25 protein-coding genes and 5 pseudogenes are annotated in these 25,800 nt (G+C 67.3%); 18 read left to right on the forward strand and 12 right to left on the reverse strand.

The window, feature by feature from the left end; all coding sequences use genetic code 11:
- The first annotated feature begins 237 nt into the window (after positions 1 to 237).
- Positions 238 to 762, forward strand: coding sequence for a hypothetical protein (locus tag HEP85_RS37885; RefSeq protein ID WP_248002261.1), 525 nt, complete (start codon positions 238 to 240; stop codon positions 760 to 762).
- Here HEP85_RS37885 and HEP85_RS37890 read toward each other — a convergent pair.
- The 3 genes and pseudogenes from HEP85_RS37890 to HEP85_RS37900 form a co-directional block, all read right to left on the reverse strand.
- Positions 759 to 1,028, reverse strand: a pseudogene (locus HEP85_RS37890) (transposase); the annotation flags it as partial. The gene HEP85_RS37885 and the pseudogene HEP85_RS37890 sit on opposite strands and share 4 nt — an antisense overlap.
- 331 nt (positions 1,029 to 1,359) lie before the next feature.
- Positions 1,360 to 1,524, reverse strand: a complete 165-nt coding sequence (locus HEP85_RS37895; protein ID WP_168531937.1) for a hypothetical protein — start codon at positions 1,522 to 1,524, stop codon at positions 1,360 to 1,362.
- A gap of 90 nt (positions 1,525 to 1,614) precedes the next feature.
- Positions 1,615 to 2,160 carry a hypothetical protein gene (locus HEP85_RS37900; protein ID WP_348772467.1) on the reverse strand — a complete coding sequence of 182 codons (546 nt, stop codon included), beginning with the start codon at positions 2,158 to 2,160 and terminating at the stop codon, positions 1,615 to 1,617.
- Between the two features lie 376 nt (positions 2,161 to 2,536).
- Between HEP85_RS37900 and HEP85_RS37905 the strand changes: the two genes are divergently transcribed.
- Complete coding sequence (locus tag HEP85_RS37905) at positions 2,537 to 3,061, forward strand: hypothetical protein (protein WP_168531938.1); 525 nt, start codon at positions 2,537 to 2,539, stop codon at positions 3,059 to 3,061.
- Here HEP85_RS37905 and istB read toward each other — a convergent pair.
- Together istB and istA are read right to left on the reverse strand one after the other, a co-directional pair.
- Complete coding sequence (gene istB / locus HEP85_RS37910) at positions 3,058 to 3,831, reverse strand: IS21-like element helper ATPase IstB (RefSeq protein WP_168531939.1); 774 nt, start codon at positions 3,829 to 3,831, stop codon at positions 3,058 to 3,060. The genes HEP85_RS37905 and istB overlap by 4 nt on opposite strands.
- Positions 3,831 to 5,426 carry an IS21 family transposase gene (istA, locus tag HEP85_RS37915; protein WP_168531940.1) on the reverse strand — a complete coding sequence of 532 codons (1,596 nt, stop codon included), beginning with the start codon at positions 5,424 to 5,426 and terminating at the stop codon, positions 3,831 to 3,833. The genes istB and istA overlap by 1 nt, the downstream gene beginning before the upstream one ends.
- Before the next feature lie 854 nt (positions 5,427 to 6,280).
- On the opposite strand from istA, the gene HEP85_RS37920 reads away from it, so the two are divergent.
- The 3 genes and pseudogenes from HEP85_RS37920 to HEP85_RS37930 all read left to right on the forward strand — a co-directional run.
- Complete coding sequence (locus HEP85_RS37920) at positions 6,281 to 6,775, forward strand: hypothetical protein (RefSeq protein ID WP_168531941.1); 495 nt, start codon at positions 6,281 to 6,283, stop codon at positions 6,773 to 6,775.
- A gap of 89 nt (positions 6,776 to 6,864) precedes the next feature.
- On the forward strand, positions 6,865 to 7,380 hold the full coding sequence (locus HEP85_RS37925) for a hypothetical protein (protein WP_248002262.1): 516 nt from the start codon (positions 6,865 to 6,867) through the stop codon (positions 7,378 to 7,380).
- 652 nt (positions 7,381 to 8,032) lie between these two features.
- A pseudogene (locus HEP85_RS37930) lies at positions 8,033 to 8,167 on the forward strand (Tn3 family transposase); the annotation flags it as partial.
- A gap of 16 nt (positions 8,168 to 8,183) precedes the next feature.
- Here the strand turns inward: HEP85_RS37930 and HEP85_RS37935 are convergent.
- The gene (locus HEP85_RS37935; protein ID WP_168531942.1) at positions 8,184 to 8,657 is read right to left on the reverse strand and encodes a hypothetical protein; all 474 of its coding nucleotides are present in this window, start codon (positions 8,655 to 8,657) and stop codon (positions 8,184 to 8,186) included.
- 1,607 nt (positions 8,658 to 10,264) lie between these two features.
- Here HEP85_RS37935 and HEP85_RS37940 point away from each other — a divergent pair.
- Both HEP85_RS37940 and HEP85_RS37945 read left to right on the forward strand, forming a co-directional pair.
- On the forward strand, positions 10,265 to 11,503 hold the full coding sequence (locus tag HEP85_RS37940) for an Ig-like domain-containing protein (protein ID WP_168531943.1): 1,239 nt from the start codon (positions 10,265 to 10,267) through the stop codon (positions 11,501 to 11,503).
- Positions 11,504 to 11,631: 128 nt separating this feature from the next.
- The gene (locus HEP85_RS37945) at positions 11,632 to 11,883 is read left to right on the forward strand and encodes a hypothetical protein (RefSeq protein ID WP_248002264.1); all 252 of its coding nucleotides are present in this window, start codon (positions 11,632 to 11,634) and stop codon (positions 11,881 to 11,883) included.
- A gap of 13 nt (positions 11,884 to 11,896) precedes the next feature.
- Here HEP85_RS37945 and HEP85_RS37950 read toward each other — a convergent pair.
- Positions 11,897 to 11,974, reverse strand: a pseudogene (locus tag HEP85_RS37950) (DUF6207 family protein); the annotation flags it as partial.
- A 390-nt stretch (positions 11,975 to 12,364) separates the two neighbouring features.
- Between HEP85_RS37950 and HEP85_RS37955 the strand changes: the two are divergent.
- Both HEP85_RS37955 and HEP85_RS37960 read left to right on the forward strand, forming a co-directional pair.
- A complete protein-coding gene (locus HEP85_RS37955; protein ID WP_348772468.1) occupies positions 12,365 to 13,111 on the forward strand; it encodes a winged helix-turn-helix domain-containing protein in 747 nt (248 codons plus the stop codon).
- A gap of 203 nt (positions 13,112 to 13,314) precedes the next feature.
- Positions 13,315 to 13,716, forward strand: coding sequence for a hypothetical protein (locus HEP85_RS37960; protein WP_168531945.1), 402 nt, complete (start codon positions 13,315 to 13,317; stop codon positions 13,714 to 13,716).
- Positions 13,717 to 14,082: 366 nt separating this feature from the next.
- Here HEP85_RS37960 and HEP85_RS37965 read toward each other — a convergent pair whose 3' ends face one another.
- Positions 14,083 to 14,625 (reverse strand): hypothetical protein, encoded by a 543-nt coding sequence (locus HEP85_RS37965; RefSeq protein ID WP_248002265.1) that lies wholly within the window; start codon positions 14,623 to 14,625, stop codon positions 14,083 to 14,085.
- 691 nt (positions 14,626 to 15,316) lie between these two features.
- On the opposite strand from HEP85_RS37965, the gene HEP85_RS37970 reads away from it, so the two are divergent.
- Positions 15,317 to 15,649, forward strand: a complete 333-nt coding sequence (locus HEP85_RS37970) for an Lsr2 family protein (protein ID WP_168531946.1) — start codon at positions 15,317 to 15,319, stop codon at positions 15,647 to 15,649.
- 243 nt (positions 15,650 to 15,892) lie between these two features.
- Here HEP85_RS37970 and HEP85_RS37975 read toward each other — a convergent pair whose 3' ends face one another.
- Positions 15,893 to 16,186, reverse strand: a complete 294-nt coding sequence (locus HEP85_RS37975; protein WP_211118139.1) for a hypothetical protein — start codon at positions 16,184 to 16,186, stop codon at positions 15,893 to 15,895.
- Between the two features lie 206 nt (positions 16,187 to 16,392).
- Here HEP85_RS37975 and HEP85_RS37980 point away from each other — a divergent pair.
- From HEP85_RS37980 to HEP85_RS37995, 4 genes and pseudogenes are all read left to right on the forward strand, one after another.
- Positions 16,393 to 16,542 (forward strand): annotated as a pseudogene (locus HEP85_RS37980) (transposase family protein); the annotation flags it as partial.
- A gap of 74 nt (positions 16,543 to 16,616) precedes the next feature.
- A complete protein-coding gene (locus HEP85_RS37985; protein WP_248002266.1) occupies positions 16,617 to 17,441 on the forward strand; it encodes an ISAs1 family transposase in 825 nt (274 codons plus the stop codon).
- A gap of 85 nt (positions 17,442 to 17,526) precedes the next feature.
- Positions 17,527 to 18,264: a hypothetical protein gene (locus HEP85_RS37990; RefSeq protein WP_168531947.1), complete on the forward strand. Its 738-nt coding sequence runs from the start codon at positions 17,527 to 17,529 to the stop codon at positions 18,262 to 18,264.
- A 193-nt stretch (positions 18,265 to 18,457) separates the two neighbouring features.
- Positions 18,458 to 18,763 (forward strand): hypothetical protein, encoded by a 306-nt coding sequence (locus HEP85_RS37995; protein ID WP_211118300.1) that lies wholly within the window; start codon positions 18,458 to 18,460, stop codon positions 18,761 to 18,763.
- A 155-nt stretch (positions 18,764 to 18,918) separates the two neighbouring features.
- Here the strand turns inward: HEP85_RS37995 and HEP85_RS38000 are convergent, their stop codons facing one another.
- From HEP85_RS38000 to HEP85_RS38010, 3 genes and pseudogenes are all read right to left on the reverse strand, one after another.
- Positions 18,919 to 19,221 (reverse strand): putative quinol monooxygenase, encoded by a 303-nt coding sequence (locus HEP85_RS38000; protein ID WP_168531948.1) that lies wholly within the window; start codon positions 19,219 to 19,221, stop codon positions 18,919 to 18,921.
- A 41-nt stretch (positions 19,222 to 19,262) separates the two neighbouring features.
- Positions 19,263 to 20,213: pseudogene (locus tag HEP85_RS38005) on the reverse strand (glycoside hydrolase family 32 protein); the annotation flags it as partial.
- Between the two features lie 246 nt (positions 20,214 to 20,459).
- Positions 20,460 to 21,422 (reverse strand): carbohydrate kinase, encoded by a 963-nt coding sequence (locus tag HEP85_RS38010; protein ID WP_168531949.1) that lies wholly within the window; start codon positions 21,420 to 21,422, stop codon positions 20,460 to 20,462.
- A gap of 260 nt (positions 21,423 to 21,682) precedes the next feature.
- On the opposite strand from HEP85_RS38010, the gene HEP85_RS38015 reads away from it, so the two are divergent.
- From HEP85_RS38015 to HEP85_RS38030, 4 genes are all read left to right on the forward strand, one after another.
- On the forward strand, positions 21,683 to 22,699 hold the full coding sequence (locus tag HEP85_RS38015; protein ID WP_168531950.1) for a sugar ABC transporter substrate-binding protein: 1,017 nt from the start codon (positions 21,683 to 21,685) through the stop codon (positions 22,697 to 22,699).
- Positions 22,700 to 22,849: 150 nt separating this feature from the next.
- The gene (locus HEP85_RS38020) at positions 22,850 to 23,845 is read left to right on the forward strand and encodes an ABC transporter permease (RefSeq protein WP_168531951.1); all 996 of its coding nucleotides are present in this window, start codon (positions 22,850 to 22,852) and stop codon (positions 23,843 to 23,845) included.
- On the forward strand, positions 23,842 to 24,678 hold the full coding sequence (locus tag HEP85_RS38025; RefSeq protein ID WP_168531952.1) for an ATP-binding cassette domain-containing protein: 837 nt from the start codon (positions 23,842 to 23,844) through the stop codon (positions 24,676 to 24,678). Before HEP85_RS38020 ends, HEP85_RS38025 begins: the two co-directional genes overlap by 4 nt.
- Before the next feature lie 76 nt (positions 24,679 to 24,754).
- Positions 24,755 to 25,786, forward strand: a complete 1,032-nt coding sequence (locus tag HEP85_RS38030; RefSeq protein ID WP_168531953.1) for a LacI family DNA-binding transcriptional regulator — start codon at positions 24,755 to 24,757, stop codon at positions 25,784 to 25,786.
- Positions 25,787 to 25,800: the final 14 nt, after the last annotated feature.

The raw sequence follows: 25,800 nt of genomic DNA on the forward strand, positions 1-25,800 counted from the left end.
CCGGCGGGCGGCGTTCGAGACGACGATCCCGGCGACGTGGACGTAGTCCGCAAGGAGCGGTCCGAGGAGGTCTGTGAGTGCGTCGGTCTTGGCGGCGAGCGTCATGTCGGCGAGGGGCATGGGGAGGACGCTGCCGGGGATCGAGGCGCGCTCACCGTATTACGCGCCGGGCCGCCGACGGTGCGGCGGCCCGAGAAACGGTCACGGCACTAGGGTGCCGCAATGAGGTTACGCGGAGTGGTCATCGCCTTCTTCCTGGTCCCGCTGGCGTGGGGGGTGCCCCTATGTCTTTGGTCAAGGTGGATGGGTGCTGGTCCGGGCGTCTGGAACGATGTGCCTGTGCATGCTGGTGATCAGGTTGGCGAGGGTGTCTCTGCGGAGCTCGCGGTGTTTGTCCGGAACGCTGCCGACGGCCGTCCGGTGAAGATCGTTCCTTCTGTCTGCGGCGGGTGTGGCGGGCGCGTTTTCAGTGTGCTCGTTGACGATGTCGAGGGCGGAGCCGAGCGAGTGTGCGTTGGTTGCGGTGGCCGAGCGTTCATCGCGGATAGCGAGGGGTTCTGGGAGGACGCGGATCCTGGCGAGGCGGGCTGTCCGTGCGGGGGCGAGGAGTTTGAGACGGCAGTCGCGTTCTCGCTCACCGGCGACGGGTCGGTCCGCTGGGTGACCGTTGGGCTTCGGTGCCAGAAGGACGGCGCCGCAGGGGTCTATGCCGACTGGAAGATCGATTACGGGCCCACGGATCACCTCCTGACCATGGTCTAGGTCTGCGGAACGACCGTCCGAGCAAGCTGAGATTCGTAGAAGGTGCCGTCACGGAGCATCGCGAAGAGGACGTCGGCCCGCCGTCGGGCGAGGCAGAGCAGGGCCTGGGTGTGGTGCTTGCCCTGGGCGATCTTCTTGTCGTAGTAGGCCCGCGATGCCGAGTCGCTCAGAGCGGCGAACGCGGAGAGGAAGAAGGCCCGCTTGAGCTGCTTGTTTCCCCGTCTGGAGGGCTGTTCGCCGCGAATCGAGGAGCCCGAACTGCGGGTCGCCTGGGCTGCGGTCTATCTCGTCCACGCTGACCTCGGGACAGTAGGGAGCGGGGAAAGGCGATCCAAAAGCTCTCCAGGCCGAGACCGGCACTCGTCAAGCTGCCGGTGAGCGTCTATCCGGAGCGGAGGCTGCAGGGCTGTCGATGTAGCCGAGTGCCTCCCGCGCAGCCTGACGGAAAGCACTCCGGAGCTCGTCGTGACGCAGGAGCGCACGTGTCCACTCGCGAAGGTGTCCCGGGCCGTATCGGCAAGAAGGCGACGAGAGCAGATCCTGAATCCATGAGCTGTCGCGCCGCAGCCGCTACGTGTTGGGGCCCGGCAATCTCGATCAGTGAAGCTGCCGTGTACACCTGCCGTCGTGCTCCCTGCGGGACCGAAACCGCGAGCCCAGGAACCAGACGGCCACGATCGACGCGGACGTCACCGCAGTGTTCAGCCAGCCCTGGTAAATGCCTGCGAGGCCGGTGACGAAGCGCATCACGATGGTGAACACGACCCAAATCATCAGCCATCGAGCAGTCTTGGCCATTGGCCTCTGTCCTCGCATAGCGCGAGCATATCGGTGGGCCTGAAGGAGAGCAGGTCAGTCGTCGATCCGAGGTGTTCCACACGAGCCGCAGACGGTCTCACTGTCGGACACCTGCCGACGACATCCTGGGCGGTGAAACGCTGGCGCCCTGAAGGCTGCACGGTCGGCGGAGTGCTGGTCGGCCATGCCCAACGTCGTCGCACCACCTCGATGATCCGCATGCGTCCCATGATGTGTATGCACCGACTCTGTCACCAGAGGACCTGACGTCGCCGTCAGATAGTGAGTTTCGGGTTCAAAAACACCTACTAGCCGAGCCGGTGCATCAGCCTCGTCGCGCCGGAGACGCTGTAGGAGACGTGAAAACTTCCTGCCGATCAAGGTGGCCACCCTCGCGGCGGTCCACACCTGGCCTTCCACCCAGCCGTGCGCGGCCAGTCCTTGTTCAGGATATGCCGCCAGTTTCTCCAGACAGCGCGGCGACAGACGGCACCGCGATCCGCCTGGGCCACGGGAGGCCAGAGCCTCAATACCACCGTCCCGCCACAACTGATGCCATTGATAGGCCGACTTCGGACTCACCCGCAGGCGCCGTGCCACCTCCAACTGCTTGATGCCCTACCCGAGCAACTCGGCCGCCTGCATACGTACCGTCCCCCGGCGCTGCCGCCCCGCGCCGGTCAGACTGCCCCATCCGCGTATCTCACGCACCACGGACACAACGGCCTCACCGAACCCAAAACTGGTCCTTGGGGAGCTTTCAGCGCGAACCCGTTCGTGGTGTCGTTCGCAGTCATGGCACCATGTTCGACATGACGACGAACCGAAAGGTCCATGCCGCGTAGACGGCCAGGACACATCCGGGCCGGCATCGCTCGCCACCACCGGACACCTGTGAACGTTCTCGTTATTCCCCAGGGGTAAGTTCACGTAATTCCCCAGGCCCTGGCCTCGGACGGGCGTTAGGTTGGCCAGCGTGAACTTGCTGGGGTGGAGCTATCGGTATGTGGGACCGCCTGATCTGCGGGCCCTTGTCCGGCCAGAGGCTGAGGGCCGAAGCATCCACTCGGTGGCGGACTTCAATGACTGGGCTTCGTCTCTGGCGGCGGTGGAGCTAGCCGAGCCTTTCACTTTTGTCATCGACTCAGCGGGTGTGCTGCGGCTCGCGCCGCGCCGGAGCGAGCACGTGGTGTGTGCCGGCGGTGGCCCTGTTCTGGGTGCCGGGGAGATGAGCTTCCGCGAAGAGTCCGGGCAGTGGGTGGTCGCCGGGGTGAGTAACCAGTCGACCGGATACTGCCCGGACATCAGCTCGTGGCCGGCCGTCGCGAAGGCTCTGGACGCAGCCGGGATCGAACACCCTCCCGGCTTCACCCACGAGGTCGTGTTCCGGCGCTGTCCCGCCTGCAGCCAGCTGAACATCGTTCGGGAGGAGGACTTCGTCTGCGTCTTCTGCGACGAGGACCTGCCCCGGGAATGGAACGTGGACTGGGCTGGGCGTTAGCGGACCGGGGGCTTGTCGGGCTTGTCGGTGGGGTTCTTGGGACGCTTGTTCGGCCGGTAGCTGGGGCCGTTCATGATGACCTGGTGGCTGGTGTTGATCAGCCGATCCAGCAGCGACTCGGCGACGACCGGGTTCGGGAAGAGCGGATACCAGTCGCTGGGCGCCCGATTGCTGGTGATGATCAGGGACCGGCCCTGCCGTTCGCTGACCAGTTCATAGAGATCATCGGCCTGGGACGCGCCGAGCTGGCGCATGGCGAAGTCGTCGAGGATGAGCACGTCGGGCCGTACCAGTTCACGGATCCGCTTGTCCCAGGTGCGGTCCGCGTGGCCGCCGGCGAGGTCCGCGAGGATCCGGCTGGTCTTGGCGAACCGGACGTGGGCGCCCTGGCGGACGGCGAGGTGACCGAGGGCCTGGGCGACGTGTGTCTTTCCGACTCCGACCGGGCCGAAGAGGATGACCGACTCGCCCGAGTGGAGCCAGCGCAGGGCTCCGAGGTCGCGGATCTGGGCGGCGGGAAGCTTCGAGGAGGCAGTGAAGTCGAACTCCTCCAGGGTGACCTGCTGCTCGAACTTCGCCCGACTCAGGCGTCGTTGGAAGGCGACGGTCTCGCGGCGGGTGATCTCGTCCTGGCAGAGGACCTGCAGGAAGTCCAGGTGCCCGAGCTCGCCGCCGTGGGCCTGGGCCAGGCGGGCATCGAGGGTTTCCAGCATCCCCGAGAGCCGCAGCGACTTCAGCGACTCACGCAGGGCAGAGTCCATCACGCTCATCAGATGCTTCCCTCAGCTTCGCCGTGGACCTGGTCGTCGTGGAGTTCATCCGCCGTCTCGAACGGGGCGACGGAGGCGAACAGCCGCTGGGGCCCGTGGAGGAAGGCCGCGGCTCCCGCGTCCCCGCTCGATTCGGGCTCCGGATCGGTCTCGGTGCCGGCGATCAGGATGCCCTTGATGGTGCGGTAGGACGGATCGCCGGCCGTGATGGCCCTCGCGCAGGCGGCCTCCAGCCTCGCGTCGCCGTACTTCTTCTTCAGCCCGAGGATCCCTTGGGCGGCGCGGAGCCGGTAGAGCGCGTTGACCTCCAGCAGCTGGTCGACCACGGTCCGGCAGGCGTCCCCGACCTCTGATGCCTGGGTGCGGCACCAGATCGGCGTGCGCATCTGGAAGGCGATCTTCTCCGGCGGGTAGTCGGTCCTGTCGGTTCGTTTTCCCTGGTCAAGGGCCACGTGGGTCTTGACCAGGTCGCCGTCGAGGAAGACCTGCACCATCGTGGCGGTCGAGCGGACGTCGACCCGGCGGCCGATCAGTTTCCAGGGCACCGAGTAGAGGGTACGGCCGACCTTGATGTGGATGTCCGGCCCGACCACCGCCGTCGACCAGCGGGCCAGCACGAACGGAGTGGGCGGCAGCGGCAGCAGGGTCTCGGCCTCGACGGCCTCGAACACCGCCATCGGGGCGGCTCCCTGCAACGGACGGCACTGCCGTCGGCCGGCCACCTTCTGGCTCCAGGTCACAGCCTCGGCCTGCATGTGCTCGATCGAGGTGAACTCCCGCCCCCGCCAGAACGAGTCCCGGATGTAGGGCATCGGGCGTTCGACCCGCGGCTTGTCCTTGGGCCGGGCGGCGCGGGCCGGATCCACCAAGGCGCCGTAGTGGGTGGCGAGCTCGGCATATGCCTTGTTGATCTTCGGGTCGTAGAGATCGGGCTTGTCGACGCCGGTCCGCAGGTTGTCCGGCACCAGCCGGCGCGGGACGCCCCCGAAGTAGCGGAAGGCGGCGACGTGGGCTTCGGTCCAGGCGTGCTGGTGGAGGTAGAGGACCGGGCGGACGAACATGTGCCGCGAGCACGGCAGCACCATCACGAAGGCCCAGATCCGGTGCCGCTTGCCGGTCTTCGGATTGGTCCACTGGCCCAGATGGCCGTAGTCGATCTGAGCCTCCGAGCCCGGCTCGACGTCATCGCGCAAGACCGTGACCTGGGACCTTGCCGTCTCATCGGGGAGCGTGGCGTGCACCCAACGGCGGAACGAGGAGATCGACACGTCCAGCTTGTGCTCGTCTCGCAGCCGCTGGTGGATCGTGGAGACGGTCACTGTCCCCAGCAGGTTCTTGATGTAGTCGCGGTGCTGGTCGATGTCGGGCCAGGTGATCTGCCGCAGCCGCCGGTCGCCGAGCTCGGGGAACCAGCCCTTGATCAGCTTGGCCCAGTCGGCCTCCCGCATCGGCGGCCCGCCCGGCGTGATCCCGGATGCCTCCGCCGGCTCCAGGTACTTCCTGATCGTCTTGCGGTCCACCCCCAGCGACGCGGCCAGCTCGCTCTTCGAGCGGCCCGCGTACCAGTGGACGTAGATCTCGGTGATGTCGACCACGACGAACGTTCTCCTTGCCATCCGGGCTGACCATCGGCCTTCCGAACCACAGGCCCAGGGCCGCCCACGCGCCTCCGCGATGACCAGGTCCCTCGATCCCGAACTCCGTCGTACCCATGGCCAATTAGGAGAAGTCGGGATGAGGAATTACATGACGCTCAAACCACCCGAGATGGGGAAAAACGTGAACGCTCACAACACCAGACGCAAACCCCGTCATCGACGGCCTGTCCTCGCGTGCACTGTCAGAGATCTACCGTCTCGAGCGCACCCGGAATTATCTGCAGCCAGGCGACGTCAGCGCAGCCGCGCGCTTGTGGAAGGACTACGTCCGACGTCCTGAGCGCGAGCTGTGGCACGACTACGAGTGGGGCAACGTGCACTGGTACTGCTGCGGCAATCCCCTTGAAGCGCGTGCTCTCCTCGACGCCGTGACGCAGGCCATGTCGCCTCGAACTGCCCGCGAACTCCGTCAGATCATCGGCGGGTGTGATGACGTCTGGAACCAACCCTCACCGCCGTACGACACGGGCAGAGGATAAAAGACGAGCTGAGCTCCATCTCGCGCACGGCCCCGCGGCCCTCGACCGAACTCGTCCCTGTCTGCGCCGGCCTGGCGCATCCCTCGACGGTAGCCGCTGCGCGCGTGCCGCTGGCCATGAGCTGGTCGACGGCACCTGGTCCTGGTGCTCCGCGGAGCCTCACCTGCCCGCGCACGTCTGGCGTGGGTATCACGCTGCCGGAGAGACGACCGTCAGGCGCAGTACGAGGCGTGGTGGCCTGGCCCGGAGCGGGTCCTGTGGCCGCTCCGGGCCGTCTGCTGTCCAGCGTGCGGTGCGGGTGTCGGGGGTTCAGTGTCCGAACAGGGGTACGTCCCCGACCCGCAGGTGCATTCCAACCTCGCCTACTTCTGCCAGGACGCCCCCGCCGAAATGCTGCTGGAGGTCGCGCTGAGGCGGCAAGATCCCTACCTCGGGCTTACCCATCCGAACTTCCCCCGCCACACCCTCCTCCGCTTCGCCGACGATCCCGACCCGCGGCGGCGCCCGCTCGCGCTCGACTCCCCGGAGTCCACCGGCGATCTCGCCGAGCGCTTCACCGAGGATCCGCACGAGCTGGTGAGGGCACGCGCCGCAGCCGACCCTCGACTCTCGCCCGCCACCGTCCTGCAACTGCTCGACTCCACCCACCGGATCCGCGAAGCAGCCATCAAAAACCCGCAGCTCCCGATCCCCCACCTCATCCGCCTACTCCGCGCCCCAGCCACCGCACAGGCCGCGGCCAGCAACCCGGCACTCCCCACAACGGTTATCCACCGGCTGATCGATCTGGCCTGCAAGCCAGAATGACCAGAACCCAGGTGAGTCCCCACGGGACTTCGGCAGCCATCGGGGTGCCAGGATTGGGACAGGCTTCCATCCCGAACCAGGTGAGAGGGGTGACGGTGGAGACGAGCGGCGCGGTGTCACCGGACGATCCTGATTGGGACCCGGACGAGCACGTGCGGTTTGCTCGCTACCGGAGGGCGTTCGACGAGGTGGCCCCGCCGGATGCAGCTGCCCTCATCGCCCAAGTACTCACCGATCCGGATAAAGGGATGGCGAACAGCGCCGTCTGCGAGTACCTCGACAGACGAGCCGCTGAACTGCTCACGGGTCCCGCTTATCCTGCCTGGCGCCTGGAGATGACTGGCCCTGTTGGAGTGGACGACTTCTCCACACAGCGCCTCAATGAGTGGACTTTGCTGCGGGCGATGACCTTGAACGAGCCGTGGGACGCCGAGAACTTGCTCGCGGCCTCCAACTGGCTACAGCTCCGCACAGCCGAAAAGTCCTCAGCCACGACCGTTCTGGAAGTTCTGGCCGAGAGTGGCCGCACACGCCGCATTCGCAACATTGCCGGGTCCCGACTGTCCACCGCCCAGCGGTCGATGCCAGCCGGACCGGAGCACTGAGCCCCCTGGCCCTTCACCGGGAGCCGACGCAACAGGCCCGATGCTCAACCGACGACGGGCAGTCGATCGCAGGGACCCTACGTGACGGTTGAGAATCCAGCCTGTTGCCAGCCCCTCTAGGACGGGCATGGGTGATCGCCTGCGCATTTTTCAGCCCCCAGCCCTCTGCTTGCAACAGGGCAGAGTCGGAACAGAACCGGCGCTATCTCGGTGCCGCGGCGGGAGCGCAGCACCACGCGTCCCGCGTCGGTTTGGAGCAGGGCGCGGAAGACGTCCCACTTTGGTTCGCCTGCCCACCCCGGCCGCAGATCGGGCATGGGCACGGGAGCGGTGGCTCCTGCGGACCGGGCAGACAGGTTCGCTTTGCGGGTTGAGCGTGGGGTGACGGTCGCGACGGCTGGCCATTGATTGCAGACGGCTTGCGACCTTCAGGACTCAATCGGCTCTGTGGGTACGGCTTACGGCTGCTCTGGCAGAGCACGCCGGTGATGTTGAGGCGGCTCCGGCCAAGACCGCGCTCGTGAACCGGGCCGCCAGTGGTTGTTGGCCGGCCCGCTCGCGCGTCCGGTGTTGGCCGTGGGAGGCGGGCTTGCTGGCGACTGCCTGGACTCTGCAAACCCGTAGGTCCGGTTGGCGTCCACTGAGCCGAACTGACGCGAGCGCGCACTACGGGCGGATCGCGAAGACCCTGCACACCCCGCGCCTGGCCGACGACCCCGGCTATCGTCGCCAGATCAAGGTGCAGGCCAACCTCCAAGAAGGCCGCCAGGCCGTCCGCCGCGGCGTGCGTCCCCTAAGACTCCTCATTCACCGGTCTCTGTCTCGGTAGATGCTCCCCCTACAGAGATCCGCTGCACCAGCTCGTCAAGCTGACCTGCGATGATCATCCTTCGGCGCTCCAGCAAGTTCCTGTAGGCAGTGAGAGGCACGGGTTCGCCCCTGGATGCCGCCTGCGTCAGCGCGAAGCGGGCCTCCACCTCCAAGGCCAGGTAGGCCCTGCGGCGTGCGTGAGCTGCTCGCTGATGCATCTCCGGTTTCAGGAAGGCGATGGCAGCGCCAAGTCCCGCGCTGACGAGCGCCAGTACCGCCGCTGGAATACGGGCATCTGCCGATGAGAGCCCCGTTGCGCCCGAGATCCCGGCCAGCACGGCAGCCGGCAGTCCGAGTGCGGCATGGGTGTACCGCCAGAACTGCCGGCGGAAGCGGTTCTTCCGAGCTTGTTCGTCGCACTCGGCCCGAAGGTCGGCGACCTGACTCCCCACGACGTCCTCTGCCATGGAGCGAGCCTGTCACCCGGTGCTCCTGCGTGGATGGTGTATCCCCGCGGTGACCGCCACTTCGCCGCTAGCCAAGGCGCTCCGATACGGATCCACCAACACGCGGCTGGCGCCTCGGGCAAGAACGCCAGGCTTCCCCCGGGGAGCCAGCTGCTCGCCGGGCGGTCCGGTGCTCACAGCTGGCGGCGGCGCGGCCAGGCTCCCGGCGAGCTGCTTGCCGCGCTGGTCGAGGTCGCACCGACAGGCCGCCGTGTGCGGGTCGATCCTGAAGTAATGGGAGGTGCGGCTGTCCGGATTGTCAGCGTTTCCGTGCAGGGCACTCACCCGGGTCCCGCACCCGCCGCACTCCAGCGGCGCCACGTACCGCGGCTCGGGCTGACGGTCGATCTCGGACACGTCGTAGCGGTCCCCGCGGCTGTCCGTGACCCACGGGATCGGCACCCCCTGCTTCTCCGTCCGCCTCGGCACGCGCCCTCCCCCCTGACTGCCCTTGGGCCGGGCGCACTGCTCGATCCTGCCCTCCCACCGGCGGTACTGACCGGATCACCGACGAAATCAAGGCCGAGCCGCACGCAGCCGCGCCCCGACCGGGTCGCTGGACCTCAGGGTGAGGGGGAAGCACTAGAGGGTGAGGACCCGGTGCCGTCACGGTTACGGGTCCTCACCGTGCGCGCATCGACCGGTGCGCGGTGCCTGACGTACGTGGCCGGGGGCGGCAGACACGTCGTTCGGGCCGGGGCGGCCAGAAGGATGCGCGCCGGGCCGCCTGCATTCCACGGTGCGCCTCTCCTGCAGGCGCCGCACGTCGCATCCGTACATCCGGGTGAGGCTCCCGGCCAGCATGCCATTCCGATTCTTTGATGGAACGGGGCAGGCGCGGTCATCGCACGTCCGCGCCGAAACTGCGACTACAGCGACTGAACTGAAGGAATACTCAGGACGACGGTGGCGGGTTGTCGTCGGAGTGCCGGAGGAGAGGACCTGGGCCGGCAGCTCGGCGGCCAGGGACTGCGGGGGAGAGGTAGCCGCGGTCCCGGGCCGCTTTGATCCAGTCCTTGATGGTGGGCTCCGGCCGGTCGAACAGGCTAGCCAGGCGTCGAGTCAGCCCAGGGCCGTTGATGGCTTCGCGAAGATATGCATGGGCCACCGCGTGTAGGAGGCTTTCGTCCAGCGGCGGCCGCCCTCGCGGCACCGGCGTGGCGAGCATGTTCGCATTCTCCAGCGCTTGCAAGGTTCCCGGCGCAAGTTCTGGTTCTGCCGCCCGTGATCGCCCAAGGACGACTACGCCCTCCTCTTTCCAGGACTGATCAGCCAATTCGGCTTGAGCCCGGCGCGCGCCGCCACCTCGATCGCACGTCGCGTAACGACCGTCCCCCTACCGCTACCCGGTCGCTGACACCGGATCCCACCCCAACTCTTCGAAGGCCGTTACCGGCCGGCGGCTCGACGCCATCCGACCGTCGAGCAAGATCTAGGCGACGCGTGGCCTTCACCACAATTTGCCCCTTTCTGGATAGATGCATGCCTATAAGTGGTTTCAAGCCGGTTGCCCTTCCTCCGGCGATCGGCTCGCAGGTACGCAAAGACCAGTGGCATGGGAGAAGCGTTTGATCACTGTACGTAAACGACACGCCGGGCTGGCGGCTGCGGCCGGCGTACTTGGCGGCGTACTCGCAGTCACGGCCCTCGGCGGTACCAGCAGCGCGGCGACCAGCCGCAACGACGCCGGGAATCCCCCGAAACCGCAGGCGCGGGTGGATCAGGTGGCCGCCGATGCTTCCGACGCCCGAATAAAGATCACGCCCGGGCAAGGTGCCTTCAACGTCGGGATCGAAGACCCCGTCAAAGTCACCGTCAGCAACGGCAAGCTCACCAAGGTGACCATGACCGCCGTCGCGAGCGGTGCCGAGATTCCGGGCACCTTGTCCGCGGACGGTACCTCCTGGAAGCCGAACGGCCGGCTGGAGCGGGCCACCAGATATCAGATCGCCGCAGAGGCCGAGGACACCAAGGGCCGCTCCACCACCGGGAACGCCACGATCACCACGGTCTCCCGGGCCAACGACTTCATCGGGCATCTCTCCCCCGAGGACGGCTCGACCGTCGGCGTGGGCATGCCGGTGACGGTCTCCTTCGACAAGGCGATCAGTGACAGGGCGATCGTGGAGTCGGAGATCCGGGTCAGTTCGAGCAGCGGGCAGCGGGTCGTCGGTCACTGGTTCAACGACGGCCGCCTGGACTTCCGCCCCGAGAACTACTGGAAGCCCGGCTCGACCGTCACTGTCGAGCTCAACCTCCACGGCATCCAGAAGACAGTCACGTTCGAGATCGGTCGGAGCCAGGTCAGCACCGTCGACGCCAAGACGAAGCAGATGACCGTCGTACGGGATGGCAAGACGATCAAGACCATTCCGATCTCGTCCGGCAGCACCGAGCACCCGACGTACAACGGTCAGATGGTCATCTCCGAGAAGTTCAGGCATCTCCATATGAACGGTGCGAGCGTCGGCCTCATGAAGAAGGACGGCAGGCCCGCGTACGACATCAAGGCCGTACCGCACGCCATGCGCCTGACGGCCTCGGGCACGTTCATCCACGGCAACTACTGGGGTGCCGACGCGGTCTTCGGCAAGGTCAACACCAGCCACGGCTGCGTGGGCCTGAAGGACGTCAAGGGCGGCGGCGACGGCAAACAGCCCGCCGCGTGGCTCTTTGACAACTCGATGATCGGTGACGTCGTGATCGTCAAGAACTCCGAGGACAAGACCACGTTGGCACCGGACAACGGCCTCAGCGACTGGACCATGCCGTGGAGCGAGTGGGTCGCGGGCAGCACCACCCACTGACACCACGCCACTCTCCACGCAGCCGAACCGGAATCCCTTCCGCCGGGCGGCGACCGACACCATGTCGACCGCGCCTGCGTCGTCAGAGCGCTCGAGCAGCCCTCGGCCCGGGGAGACCCCGCGTCCGCATGCCCAGCATGGACGGCATCGAGGCCACGCGCCGCATCGTCGAGTCCCTCGGCCCTTCCCGCATCCCTGCGCTGCACTATCGGTGGACCGGAGTGATGACCGGCACCGCGGGCCGGATCAGCCCCGAGGGCTACCGCACCGGCGCCGTGGGACCGGCCGGCTCGCCTGTGGCCCGACAAGGATCATTTCGGCCCCATGAGGCCGGGATGGTCTTGGCCTGGCGGCAGGCGGGGACTTTGGCCAGGGGCTGAGGGTCTGGCGCATGTCGAGGTAGCAGCGCAGCTGTAGACCGGGCTGTCCGGGGTCCCGGGTCGTGTGTTCCGCCGAGGTCGCCGCCCACATCGAGGCCGCCGCAGGTCAGGAGCCCGACCCAGGGCCAGATCATTTAAGACGGGACAACCGGAACGGGCGCGAGAAGTTGGGGCATGCTGGGGTGTGCTCACGCGCTCTACTTCGGTGGCAGGAGGCAGGTCGGTGTTACGCATTCACTTCACGACGGAAGACCTCGCCCGGACACGAGTGGCTGCAACGATCGGCGTTGCAGCGGAGGTCTACTTCAGCCTGGAGTTGCTGAGAGAGAGACGGGAGCCTCCTCATTTCCGCACGTGGCGGTCAGCGGTCGCAGGCCGGATGGGAGCCGACACGCGCCCCCTGACGTCCCTGGTTCCGGTGCGAGGTCCCGGGCTAGATCTGCTGGCCCTGATGGGCGATGTGCCCTCTCTGGATCACGCTGTGGACAACCTACTGCACGCCCCGGTGTCCCGACTGCGACGCGAGTTCGAGGGTCTCGACTTCCACCCCGGACACCTGCCATGGGCCCGACGGGTGTCCGAGGGCGACCGTGACGCGCAGCGGGAGCTCGCCGAGGCCGTGCGCGCCTGCCATCGGCTGACCGTAGAGCCCTACTGGCATCGAGGGCGCTCCGAACTGGTCGCGCTGTCCACCCGTTTCGCGAACCTGGTGTTGGAGGGAGGAATCGATCTGCTGCTGCGTTCGATCTGCGCACCACTGGTTCGCTGGCGTCCGCCGGTGCTCGAAGCTCCCTACCCGCGCCGAGTTGAGGTGCATCTCCAGGGAAGGGGACTGATCATCACGCCCACGGTCTTCTCGAAGCACCCGGTGAGCTTTCTGTGGGACCCGCTCGATACCGCCCAGCCACCCCGACTGACCGTGCCGGCTCTCCGTCGGCCGCTGACCGGCACCGGCCCGGCAGCAGAAGCGGACGGCTCCGCCGCGTGGAACCTGGAGTCTCTGCTCGGCCGCACACGAGCTGCCGCCCTGCACGTGACAGCAGAAGGCTGCACGACGAAGGAGCTGGCCCGCCGCCTCAACGTCACGGCCGCAGCGGCCAGTCAGCACGCGACCGTGCTACGGAACACGGACCTCATCACCACCAGCCGCCGAGGCGGGTCCGTGCTGCACCTCATCACCCCCCTCGGGCTGGCCCTGCTGCAGACCGGTGCCCTGACGGAACAGTGAAACCCGAGGGCACCGCGGTGTCAGACCGGTGAGCGCAGCGCCGCTCTGCCCGGGTGCCACCGGGCACTCGTGACGAGGTGCGTGAGGCGCCGCGCCTGCCGTCCCGGCCCTCCTTTTAAGCCGTGGCTTAAGAGGTAGGCCGCAGGTGGCCGACCCGCCCAGGATGTGAAGCCGCAACCGGCTCATCCCATTCTGGAGATCGTATGAAGACTCATCTCGCTGCCGCCGTCGGTTCCGTCGTGCTGACCGCGGGCACCTTGCTGGGCGCTCCCGCCGCCGGCGCGCAGACAGCCGCCTACCCGACCACCGCTTTCGACGTTACATACGGGGCCAGTTACGCCCGCGGCACCCTGACTTGGTACAACCGGTCGGTCGGGGCCGATGGAACACTCCGTGCCGTCGGCTGCCGACGGGCGTGGCTCGGCACGTACACTGCCTCTGCAAACTGGCTCGACGCCCGAAGCACCAGCACCCAGTGCGACGCGACATATCCGATCGAGACCACAATCCCTGCGGATGTGCCCGGTGGGGCCGCATTTGTCATCGTCTGCGTCGACGATGCGAACGCCAACCCGCTCAAGTGCGTGCAGTACAACCGGCCCTGACCCATCCGTTCCGGTCGGTAGGTGACTTGCCACACCAGCCCCGGGAGCCCATCTCGCCCCCCGTGGCAGCCAGCGATTCCAGCCATCGAAAGCCAGGCCTCCACAGCACAGCGTTGACGAGACCGATCCGCAGGCCGTCTCAGGTGAACTGGTCCGGGTAATGCTCTGATGGTGCACGGGGCGGCAGAATGGGGCATGGGATCGATGTATGCGCCGAGTGCTTCTGATGGCGCCGAGCCTGGTCAGGGTGATGTCGTGGAGGCTGCGTGGCAGTCAGGGCGAGGGCCGGGCGACACACCGTCGCGCCGGCCCTCGCTCGGATACTCGAAGGCTTGCCGGCTCCCCGGGATCCGTTCGCGCGATGTCTCAGACGAAGGTGATGTCCCAGTGGACGCCACCGCGCCTGGGGGTTTCGTAGACGTAGTCGAGGGAGATGCCGTTGAGGTTGCCGTGCCAGCGGGGGTCGTTGCCACGCGGGCTGCCCTTGTGCTGGGTGGTCTTGATCCACCGGGTGAGGCAGGCCCCCTCGTGGTGGGTGCGCAGATCGAGCTTGTATCCGCGGGCGTGGGAGCGGGGGCCGGCACTGTGGCCGGACTCGGTGCCGCCGGTGATGGTGATCGTGCACCGGCTGGCCCTCTTGAGTGCGATGACCCCCTGGATGGTGCGGGCGCGTACGCCTTCGAGGGAGGTGCGGCCGACGGGGCGCTGGATGCCGGCAGCGGCGAGTCGTGCGAGGGCTTGGCGGTTGGTCAGGCGGGCGTTGCTGGCGAGCGAGCTGGGAGTCGCGGCGGTGGCGATGGTGCCTGCGGTCAGCGGCGTCACGGACGTGGCCGTCGCGGATGCCGACGAGGCCCCGGGCAGGACGAACACGCCCGCGAGCAGGGCGCCGACCGTCAGATTCTTGATCATGTTTCGCATGACTTGATCAACGATCTTGAGCACAGGGAAGGACACGCTGTGCTCGGCCGGTCCACCCCAAATAGGGATCCTGGCATTCCGTACTGACGCCACGAACCCCGCGTGGTCAAGGCAGCAGTTGGTCCGAGACCCGATGGGAGCACGACGGCGGCGCTTGTCGCGTCTGCCCGGCTCACCCACCGCTCGTCATGGCTCGACCACGACGGTGAACCACCTGTGTGGAAGGCACGTTGATCCCGCTGAAGGTAAGTTCGAGCATGTGTCGACGGACGAGCCCTTGCCGCCCTGACCGCGGCTCGCTCAGCTCATGGGCCGCCGGATCTCGACTGCTTGGGTTCGCCCGCCCCGCAATTCGTCGCACCTGTCCAGAGCTGATCATGCGCTGCGATTCTGTGTCCACAGGGCTCGGAGTGACATTCCATCGACCTTGCAACACGCAGGAGAATCCATGTTTTATGCCGACTCTATCTGTGTGCCGGATAGCGTCGAACGGCGACGCACCCTTCTATTACTTCGTCCTCCCCCATGGAAGCGATGGCTAGCTCGACAGTAATGATGGGACGACAGGCAGGAATTGTTCTGCTTCCGCCCCCTTTCCTCCAAGATGCAGGGCAACCGATCTGGATCTCAGCTTCAGAAGGTTCGGATTGGATGCCGGGAGGAAACTGGGTACCATCCCCGTATGGTTCAGAAAACTGTTACCGTTTACACGGATGACCTCACGGGCGCGGAATCCGACGAGGTGCGCACGCACGCCTTTTCCCTAGACGGCGTGAGCTATGAGATCGACTTGGTCTCGGACAACTACGACAAGCTGTTCGAGGCACTTGCCCCCTTCATCGAGAAGGGCCGTAAGACCGGTCGGGTGAGCGGGGCCGGTCGAGCACGCAAGGCGCCGGTCGACGGGCCGACCTCCGAGGAGCTCCGGACCTGGGCCAGAGCCAACAATTACGAGGTCAACGACCGCGGTCGTGTCCCGGCCAGCATCCACGAGGCTTATCGCAAAGCCCACTGACTCACGCTGTGCCCTCGCCGAGGCGCTCCTGGCCCCCCCTGGCCGGGAGCGCGAGCATTTCACAGAGCGAGGCCAGCGGGGGCATCGAACCGGCGCACTGCACAGCTTTTCAGGCGATTGTTCCTCAGCAGACCCTTGAGAGACATACGGGGCGGAGCTGATCGAGGCGGAATGCAACTCGTCGAAAGGATCTTGGTAGGGCTCGACGAGCCGCTGTGCGAGCCCCTCCAGCCACTCCTGGGCTCAGTGACGTAGTTCGGCGATCCCGGCGGAGTCCATTCCATAGGCCTCGAACTCGGCATCACTGATCCATTCCAGGCTTTCCAGCCGGTCGTGGAGCTCTCCGAGGTCGAATTCGTCCGGGCGTCTGGCTGCGAGATTCTCTAGCTCGGGGATGGTGTAGCGCTGGCGGGCGGCGTGGACGTCGATCGCGTCGCGGGCGAGACCACGGTCTCCGAGCGCGCGGACTTTCGTCCCAGGGCTTCGGCGTAGTTGCAGGTCGTCCGGTTCGTGACGATCTGCCAGTTCAACGGTCATCCAGGGACGAGACAGGCACGGGCTCCCACGATCATGGGGTTCTCTACGCCCCGTGATCCGAGTGGAGGACCGTGCCTGCCGACGCATCATCGCCGATCCCATCCGCCCTTGACCAACTCCGCGATCATCCACGGGTTGTACCCGCAGAAGTGCCGGGCCTGCTGGAGCGGCTGGCGGAGGTGCCCGACCCGCGCGATCCGCGCGGAGTGCGACACGCCCTCGTCGTCGTGCTCGCGCTCACCGCGTGCGCGGTACTGGCCGGGGCGAGATCGCTGCTGGCGGTCGGTGAGTGGATCGCCGACGCCCCGCCACAGGTGCTGCAAGCCGTCGGCGTGCGGTGCGATCCGCTGCTTCCCCAACGGCTCCTGCCTGCGGAATCGACGGTCCGCCGCCTGTTGGCCCGGATCGACGGCGATACCTGGACCAGGCCGTGGGACGCTGGCTCGCCGACCGCCGCTCCGGCACCGCAGGCGGTTTGCGCGCCCTGGCGGTCGACGGCAAGAGCCTGCGCGGGGTGGCCAAGGCCAAAGGCCGGAAGATCCACCTGCTCGCCGCCCTGGACCACACAACGGGCTTGGTCCTGGCCCAGCTGGACGTGCAGGAGAAAACGAACGAGATCACGTGCTTCCAGCCGCTGCTGGAAAGCATTGCCGACCTGGCTGGCACCGTGGTCACCAGCGACGCGATGCACACCCAGCGTAAGCACGCCGACTACCTGCTGAGCCGCGGCGCCCACTACATCGTGATCGTCAAGCGCAACCAGAAGAAGCTGCGCAGGCAGCTGAAGTCCCTGCCCTGGAAGCAGATCTCGCTCCAGGGACGCACCCGGAACGCCGGCCACGGACGCTCCGAAATCCGCCGGATCAAGGTGGCCACCGTGAACAACCTGCTCTTTCCCGGCGCCCGTCAAGCCGTCCAGATCAAGCGCCGCCGCACTGACCGCAAGACCGGCAAGACCACCGTGAAGATCATCTACGCCGTCACCAGCCTCACCGCCGAGCAGGCCACCCCCGCGCAACTTTTCTCACTCGTGCGTAACCACTGGAAGGTGGAAGCCCTGCACCACATCCGGGACACCACCTTTACCGAGGACGCCTCCCAACTGCGAACAGGCAACGCACCCCGTGCCATGGCGACCTGGCGCAACCTCGCCATCGGGGCACTGCGGCTGACCGGAGCCACGAACATAGCTGCAGCTCTCCGCCACAACGCCCGCGAACCCCGCCGGCCCCTCGCGCTCCTCGGACTCACATGATCACGAATCGTCAGGCGAATCTGCCGAAGCCCTGGGGGCTGAACTTCCTCGCTCGGCCTGTGGAGGGTGCGCTATAAACGGGCCCGTGACATTGATCGGTGAGCGAACAGACGCACGTACGTGGCCTGATGAGCAGTTGCGCGAGCTCTTCAGTGAAGGTTTCCCGGAGTTCATCACAGCCGATCGGCTGGCCAAGCAGTACATCGGCAGGATCCGGGAGTGGTTCGCCGACCTCGATCTCACGCTGGTGGATGAGCGCGGGCTGCCGGCCGCGTCCGGCTGGGGTATACCGATCCGGTGGGACGGGCGGACCGAAACGCTCCCTACCGGCTACACCCAGACCACCATCCGCGCCGTCGAGGGCCGAGAGCAGGGCGTCGAACCCGACACTCTGGTGATCTGTGGGGCGATCGTTACGCCGTCACTCAAGGGACGCGGCCTTGCCGGGGAGATGCTCACCGCGCTGCGTCGGCTCGCCGAGGGCGCCGGATGGCCACGGGTCATCGCGCCGGTGCGCCCAACGTTGAAGGCGCGCTATCCGCTGGCGTCGGTCGAGGCGTTCATGGGGTGGACCCGCGAGGACGGCATGGCCCTCGATCCATGGATCCGCACCCACCAGCGTCTGGGCGCCCGAATTCTCGCGGCGGCTCCCCAGTCGCAGACCATGACCGGCACGATCGCCGAGTGGGAGCAGTGGACCGGCATGGTGTTCCCAGAGACGGGTGACTATGTCATCCCGGGAGGGCTGAGCCTGCTACGGGTCGACCAGTCCGCTGACCATGGCACTTATACGGAGCCCAATATCTGGATGCAGCACGTCTGAGCTGAGTGCACAGGGCGTGGTGGCGTCGCACGGCGTTCTCGGTCCAGGGCAGCGTCTACAGCGTCACCACACCTTGAAACCGGACAAGTCGACCAAGGCTGCACTTTGACGAAGCCCTGGTCCGGAGCCGTCGCCGGTGAGCCGAAGCACGGTGGTTGTCACCAAGGCACGCGCCAGCGGGCAGACTACGCACATGCAGCTCCCCGCCGAAGCCGTTACCACCACCGCGCTGATCGAGGTCGTACGGATCTCCGCTCTTCCCACCGGACGGGACGACCCATACCCCGGTTGCCCACTGGGCCGGGCACGGATTTGCGCGGAGCTCACGATCGGCGAGGAGAAGAAGTGGCGGTCGCTTCAGCGATACCTCGGCCGCCGCGAGTCCTACGCCGAAACGCACGCCGCCATCGCCGGACTGGTCTCCGACCGCGCGGCCCGCAGGCCCGCCCGGCGGCGCACCAGCACCGAGCTGGTGCTCGCCCGGCAGACCGCCTGCTGATCACCCACCAGCCGATTCGCCAGGCCAGCACGCCCCAGCCTCAATCGCGTACCGACTCGTTATCCCGATCCGCCTACCCAAGTGGTGCCCAATCGTTTTGGCAAGTGAGTGCGGGATGAGACCGCGCCCCGGTGGAGGCCCTTGTCAACGGCTCGTTACGGATTCGTGCCCAGCGGGTTCAGGAACGTCAGCAGGGAGGCGTCCTCTTCGACCAGCGGAACGAGGGCGGCGTTGAAAGGGCCGCCGTACGGGGCGTTCAGGTGCGCCTGGAAGGCGTCCTCGTTCCGGTACACCTCGAAGATCCAGAAGGCGCGCGGGACGGCTGCCTTGGTGTAGACGTCGAAGGCGAGGTTGCCTTCTTCCTCGCGCACCTTCAGGGCGTAGTCGCCGATCAGACGGGCGACCTCGTCCTGTGCTCCCTCGCGGGCGGTGAACTCGGCGAGCAGGGATTTCTTCACGGTCTCGTGTCCTTGTCAGTCGTGGGCGTCAGTCGTGAACGTCACTTGTGGGCGGAGTCGAGGTGCCAGGCGACGGCCTTGTCCAGCTTCACCGAGCCGTTCTCGGCGAAGACCTGCACTCCCCGGCTGGCGGGGTCGGGGAAAATCTGGTCGATGATCGAAACCTCGCCGCTGCCACCGAACACCTCGAGGGACGACCAGTCGACGAGGATCCGCAGCTTCACCTTGCCGTTCTCGGCCTTCAGTGCGGTCCGGACACCGGGGAAGGTGCTGCTGAAGTCCACGGCGCCGGAGTGGGTGCGGTCGACGTACAGCTCCTTAGTCGTGGTGTCGTAGCCGATGACGGTCTCCTCGCCATTCGCACCGGTGCGCATCTTCAGACCGAAGCGTTCGGCGTCCTTGAGGGAGAAGGTCGCCTCGATGTCGAGAGCCTTGCCCTGCGCCGCGGGGCCGATCAGGGTCTTGGAGGCACTCTTGACGGTGACGCCGGACGCGGTCACCGCGTGCGGCTGCCGCAGGGACGACACGCTGTTCACGGGCCGGCTGGTCAACCGGATGCTGCCGCCGACCGTACGCAGGGCCATCTCCCGGGGGATGCTCTGCGCGCCCCGCCAAGGTGACGTGGGGATGCCCCCGCTGTAGTCCCAGTTGTTCATCCAGCCGATCATGTACCGGTTGCCACCCGGCGTGTTCTCCCAGGACACCGCCGCGTAGTAGTCCTTGCCGTAGTCGGCCCAGTCGGCGCGCTCGACGGACTTCGCGGCCGTTGTCGGCGGCGGTGAATCGGTCGGCGAGGAGGTGGCCCCAGCCGACGGTGTTCATGTCGACGATCTGGATCTGCGCCTGCTTGCCGGCGTAGGAGCGCATGTCGAAGGAGGCCCAGTCCAGGTCTCGCTGTTGGAACCGGTGGCGCTGCGGACGACCTTGCCGTCGACGATCAGGTTGACGGACGTCTCCTGGGAGACGAGCTGGGCCTGGGTGTCCGAGAGCATGCCGGGATACACGTCCAGAGCTCATGGTGTCTCCTGTGCTGTGGCCGTCCACTGGGCGGAGCCTGCGGCTCGTGCGTGGACCGACCGAAACGTGACGCCCCGGTCGGCGTCGCCGTCCACGCAACCGAACCAGGGGTGTCATCGCTGACTTGTGTCATCGATGACACAAGTGACCTGATGATGAGCGGAATCCGGTCGATGCGTCAAGGGCTGGGGCGGAACTGCCCGGCGCGGGCCGCCCGCCAGTCAGGCGCCGTCGGCGGCCGCAAGCTGCGCCAACTGGTTCCGCCACGGCGGATTGGGACCGGCGACCGAGCAGGTCAGGGCCGCGACCCGGGTGCTGAACCGGCAGGCTTCCGCAACCTCGTCGAGACCGAGATCGGCCAGTCGGCCACCGAGGAGTCCGCGGGCGCCGAGGTGGTGCAGCAGGCCGGCGGTGAAGGAGTCCCCCGCGCCGACCGTGTCGACGACCCGCGTGGCCACCGCGGGCACCCGCAGCCGTTCGCCGTCGAGCGAGGCCAGGGCGCCGTCGGCGCCGAGCGTGATCACGACGAGCCGTACCCCCGCCGCATGCCAGATGTCGCACGCTTGCTCGGGCGGAGTGCCCGGCAGGAGGAGTTCCAGGTCGTCCTCGCTCAGCCGCAGGATGTCGGCGAGAGCGCACCAGTGCGCCAGCCGGGCGCGGTAGACCTCGGGGCGCACCAGCAGCGGCCGGACGTTGGGATCGATACTGATGGTGGCCCGCGGAGCAGCAGCCGCCAGGAACTCCTCCACCGCCGCCCCGCCGGGTTCACGGACCAGCGCCAGCGACCCGGTGTGCACGCAGGCCGTTTCGGACAGATCCACCCTTGCCAGTTCCTCTGGAGTCCACTGCCAGTCGGCCGTGTTCTGCGCGTGGAACGAGAACGCGGCCTGCCCGGTGGCGTTCAGCTCCGCCACGGCCAGCGTGCTGGGCTCGGCGGCGGCGACGGCGTACGACAGGTCGACGCCGGACGCCTCCAGGTGGGCCCGGAACAGGCGGCCGAACACATCGCCGGACAGGCGTGCGAGGAAGCGGGCCGCCGTGTCCAGCCGGGCCAGGGCCACCGCCGTATTCGCAGGTCCGCCGCCAGGCAGCACCCGCAGGGCGAGCTCGTTCGAGGCGTTTGCCGGTTCGGCGAAGGCGTCCGCGACGCACTCTCCCAGAACGGTGATCTGACGCGGGCTCATGGGCTGCTCTCTCTCGGAAAGGCTCGGGAAGACCGGGTAAAGGGGCGGTGCGGCGACACAGCCACTGACCGGCCTCGCGGAGCCGACGACTGGGGACGTTGCCGATTTGTGACGAGTGGAAGGCATTGACGTTGCCGTGATCCGGAGTCCATCATCCTGGCCAGGCAGTGTCAACGATGACATAAGTCAACGATGACACCCCGGGCGGCACGCTCTGATCCCAACCCCCGTGCCGCCCGCTATTCCCACAGGAGTCGATCATGTCTCGCACCACTCGCCTGTCCTCGTCCCTCCTCCGAGCCGCCGCGGTCACGGGCGTCGCGGCACTCACCCTGACGGCCTGCGGGTCCGGCTCCGGTTCGGGCTCCACCAGCTCCGGCTCGGGCAAGGTGAAAGTCGGCCTGATCACCAAGACCGACACCAACCCGTTCTTCGTGAAGATGAAAGAGGGCGCGGAGAGGGCCGCCAAGGAGAACGGCGCCCAACTGTCCACCGCGGCAGGCAAGTTCGACGGGGACAACGCCGGTCAAGTCACCGCCATCGAGAACATGGTCGCCGCCGGGGTGAAGGGCATCCTGATCACCCCGAGCGACTCCAAGGCGATCGTGCCCGCGATCCAGAAGGCCCGTGCCAAGGGCGTTCTGGTCATCGCGCTAGACACGCCGACCGAGCCGGAGAGCGCGGTCGACGCTCTCTTCGCCACCGACAACCTCAAGGCCGGCCAGCTGATCGGCGAGTACGCCAAGGCCGCCATGAAGGCCAAGACGGCGAAGATAGCCGCCCTCGACCTGGCGCCGGGCGTCTCCGTCGGCGTCCAGCGACACAACGGTTTCCTGAAGGGCTTCGGCGCCACCGAAAAGGACGTCGTGTGCGCCCAGGACACCGGTGGCGACCAGGCCAAGGGCCAGACCGCGATGGAGAACTGCCTGCAGAAGTCACCTGACATCAACGTCGTCTACACCATCAACGAACCGGCGGCCCTGGGCGCGTACACCGCGCTGAAGGCCAAGGGCCGGGAGAAGGACGTCCTGATCGTCTCTGTCGACGGCGGCTGCACCGGCACCCAGGCCGTCAAGGACGGCAAGATCGCCGCGACTTCGCAGCAGTACCCGCTGAAAATGGCCGCCGAGGGCGTCAAGGCAGTCGTGACGTACGCCAAGGACGGCAAGAAGGCATCCGGTTACACCGACACCGGCGTCACGCTGATCACCGACAAGGCGCAGGACGGGGTCACGTCGAAGGACACCGGCTACGGCCTGGAGAACTGCTGGGGCTGAGCCCCCCAGGACCGTACGACACCGCCACTCTCCTCAGCGGGGCGGTCGGCCCACCTCCCCGACCGGGGACGGCCGCCCCCCTTGTCCCGTCGGCGGGGCTTCTGCCCTCGTCCTCCGACAAGGACATCTGTCTTCCGACAAGGACTTCGCATGACAGCCACGACAACGCCGTACTCGGAGCTCAAGGCACCGACCACAGCCCGCAGACTGCTCACGGCGCCGACCACCGGACCCCTGGCCGCCCTCCTCCTGGCCTGCGCCTTCTTCTCCTTCTCGACCGACCAGTTCCTGACCGGCGGGAACTTCTCGCTGATCGTGCAGCAGGTCATGGTCGTGGGCACCCTCGCCATCGGCCAGACCCTGGTCATCCTCACGGCGGGGATCGACCTTTCGTGCGGGGCCGTGATGGCGTTCGGCAGCATCGTGATCGCCAAGATGGCCGCCGAGGGCTCTCTGCCCCCGCTCCTCGCCATCGCCCTGGGCCTGGCGGTCTGCGGCGGGTTCGGTCTGCTCAACGGGTTGCTGGTGCAGAAGATCCCGCTGCCGCCGTTCATCGTCACCCTTGGCATGCTCAACGTGGCGTTCGCGCTGACCCACATCTACTCCGAGGAGCAGACGGTCACCAACCTGACCGGCCCGCTGACGGCACTCGGGGAGACCTTCCCGCTGGGCCACACGGACATCACTTACGGCTCCCTGGTCACCATCGCCCTGTTCCTCCTCCTCGCCTACGCGCTGAGCAGCACCGGCTGGGGGCGGCATGTCTACGCCCTGGGCAACAGCGCCGAGGCCGCCCGGCTCAACGGCATCCGCACCTCCCGCCTGACCATCAGCATCTACACCGTGGCCGGCCTGCTGTACGGCATCGCCGCCCTGCTGCTCATTTCCCGCACCGGAGTCGGCGACCCCCAGGCCGGGCAGACCGACAACCTCGACAGCATCACCGCCGTGGTCCTCGGCGGCACCAGCCTCTTCGGTGGACGCGGCTCGGTCCTTGGCACCTTCATCGGCGTCCTCATCGTCGGCGTGTTCCGCAACGGCCTTCAGCTGATGGGCGTCGCCTCCATTTACCAGACCCTGATCACCGGCGTCCTGGTGATCCTCGCGGTGACCGTCGACCAGCTCTCCCGGAAGAAGGCCCGATGACCGTCACCTCCTCCCCCACGCCCGTTCTGCAGGCCCGCGGTCTGGTCAAGCAGTACGGCCAGGTCACCGCCATCGACGGCGCCGACTTCGACCTGCTCCCCGGTGAGGTCCTCGCCGTCATCGGCGACAACGGCGCCGGCAAGACCAGCCTGATCAAGGCCCTCACGGGCGCGGTGACCCCCGATGAGGGCGAGATACGACTCAACGGCGAGCCCATCACCTTCTCCGGCCCGCAGAGCGCCCGCGCCCACGGCATCGAGACGGTCTATCAGGACCTCGCCGTGGCCGCCTCCATGGACATCGCCTCGAACATGTTCCTCGGGCGCGAGCTGCGCCGCCCCGGCGTCCTCGGCAGTGTCTTCCGCATGCTGGACAAGAAGCGCATGCGCCAGGAGGCCGCCGAGCACATGGCCGACCTGAAGATCGGCCTGCGCTCGCTGACGCAGTCGGTGGAGACGCTCTCCGGAGGACAGCGGCAAGCCGTCGCGGTCGCTCGTTCCGTCGCCTGGGCCCGCTCCGTGGTCGTCATGGACGAACCCACCGCCGCCCTCGGGGTCAAGGAGTCCGGCCAGGTCCTCGACCTCATCCGCCGGGTCCGCGACAAGGGCATGCCGGTCGTCCTGATCAGTCACAACATGCCCCACGTCTTCGAGATCGCCGACCGGATCCACGTCCACCGCCTCGGCCGGCGCGCTGCCGTGATCAAACCCTCCGACTACTCCATGGCCGAGGTCGTCGCCATCATGACCGGCGCGCTCACCGTCGACGAAGCCGGAGATACTGTCGTAGCGGATTCGGAGGCCGCGAAGGCCGCCGGAGTCCGGGCCACCTGACAGCACTACCCAGCTCTCGCATCTTCCGGCCGAGGCCGCGGCCGGAAGCGAGAGCCCTCAGGAGACGGTTTCCTCCATGGCAGCGAACCGCCGCCCCACCCTGGCCGACGTCGCCCGAGAAGTCGGCGTCAGCGCCAAGACGGTCTCCCGAGTCCTCAACGAGGACGGACCCGCGTCCGCGCAGACCAGGGAACAGGTACTCGCAGCAGTGGCCAAGCTCGGCTTCCAGCCGAACCTCATGGCCCGCAACATCCGCATCGGCGGCCCGGACACCACCATCGGCCTGGTCATTCCCGACCTCGCCAACCCCTTCTTCGGAGCCGTGGCCCGCGCCATCGAGGACACCGTCCGCGAACGCGGACTGACCCTCCTCATGGGCTCCTCCGCGGACGACCCCGAGCGCGAACGCGCCCTGACGGACAAGTTCCTCGCCCGCCGCGTCAGCATCCTGATCGTCGTACCGTCCGTCGGCGCCGACCACTCCCACCTCAAGTCCCACCGTACGGCGGGACTGCCCGTGATCTTCCTGGACCGACCCGGAGTCGGCCTCGCCACCGACAGCATTGTCAGCTCCAACCGGGCCGGCGCCCACGACGGCGTCGCCCACCTCATCGCCCACGGACACCGGCGCATCGGCTTCGTCGGCGACCTGCCCGTGAAGCTGTACACCCGCCGTGAACGTCTGGCCGGCTACCGCTCGGCACTCCAGGAAGCCGACATCCCCGACGATCGCTCGCTCCTCGCCAACGCCCACAACCAGCAAGGAGCCGAGGCCGCGACCGCCCAACTCCTCGGCCTGGCCGATCCCCCAACAGCGCTGTTCGCCGGCAACAACATCATGGCGTTGGGCGTCGTCGCCGAACTGGCCCGCAGCAAGCGCAAGGACATCGCCGTCGTCGCCTTCGACGACGTCTCGCTCGCCGAGGCACTCGAGCCGGCCCTGACCGTCGTCGCCCAGGACGCGGAAGAACTCGGCAGGGCGGCCGCGACCACCGCGCTGACCCGACTCGACGGCGACCGCACCCGCGCCCGCACCATCACCGTCCCCACCCACCTGGTCGTCCGAGGCTCGGGCGAACTCCCTGTCCCTGCGTCACAGGAAACGTGACCTGGAGTTGGCAC

Source organism: Streptomyces sp. RPA4-2, from assembly GCF_012273515.2.
GTDB classification, from domain to species: Bacteria; Actinomycetota; Actinomycetes; order Streptomycetales; family Streptomycetaceae; genus Streptomyces; species Streptomyces kaempferi.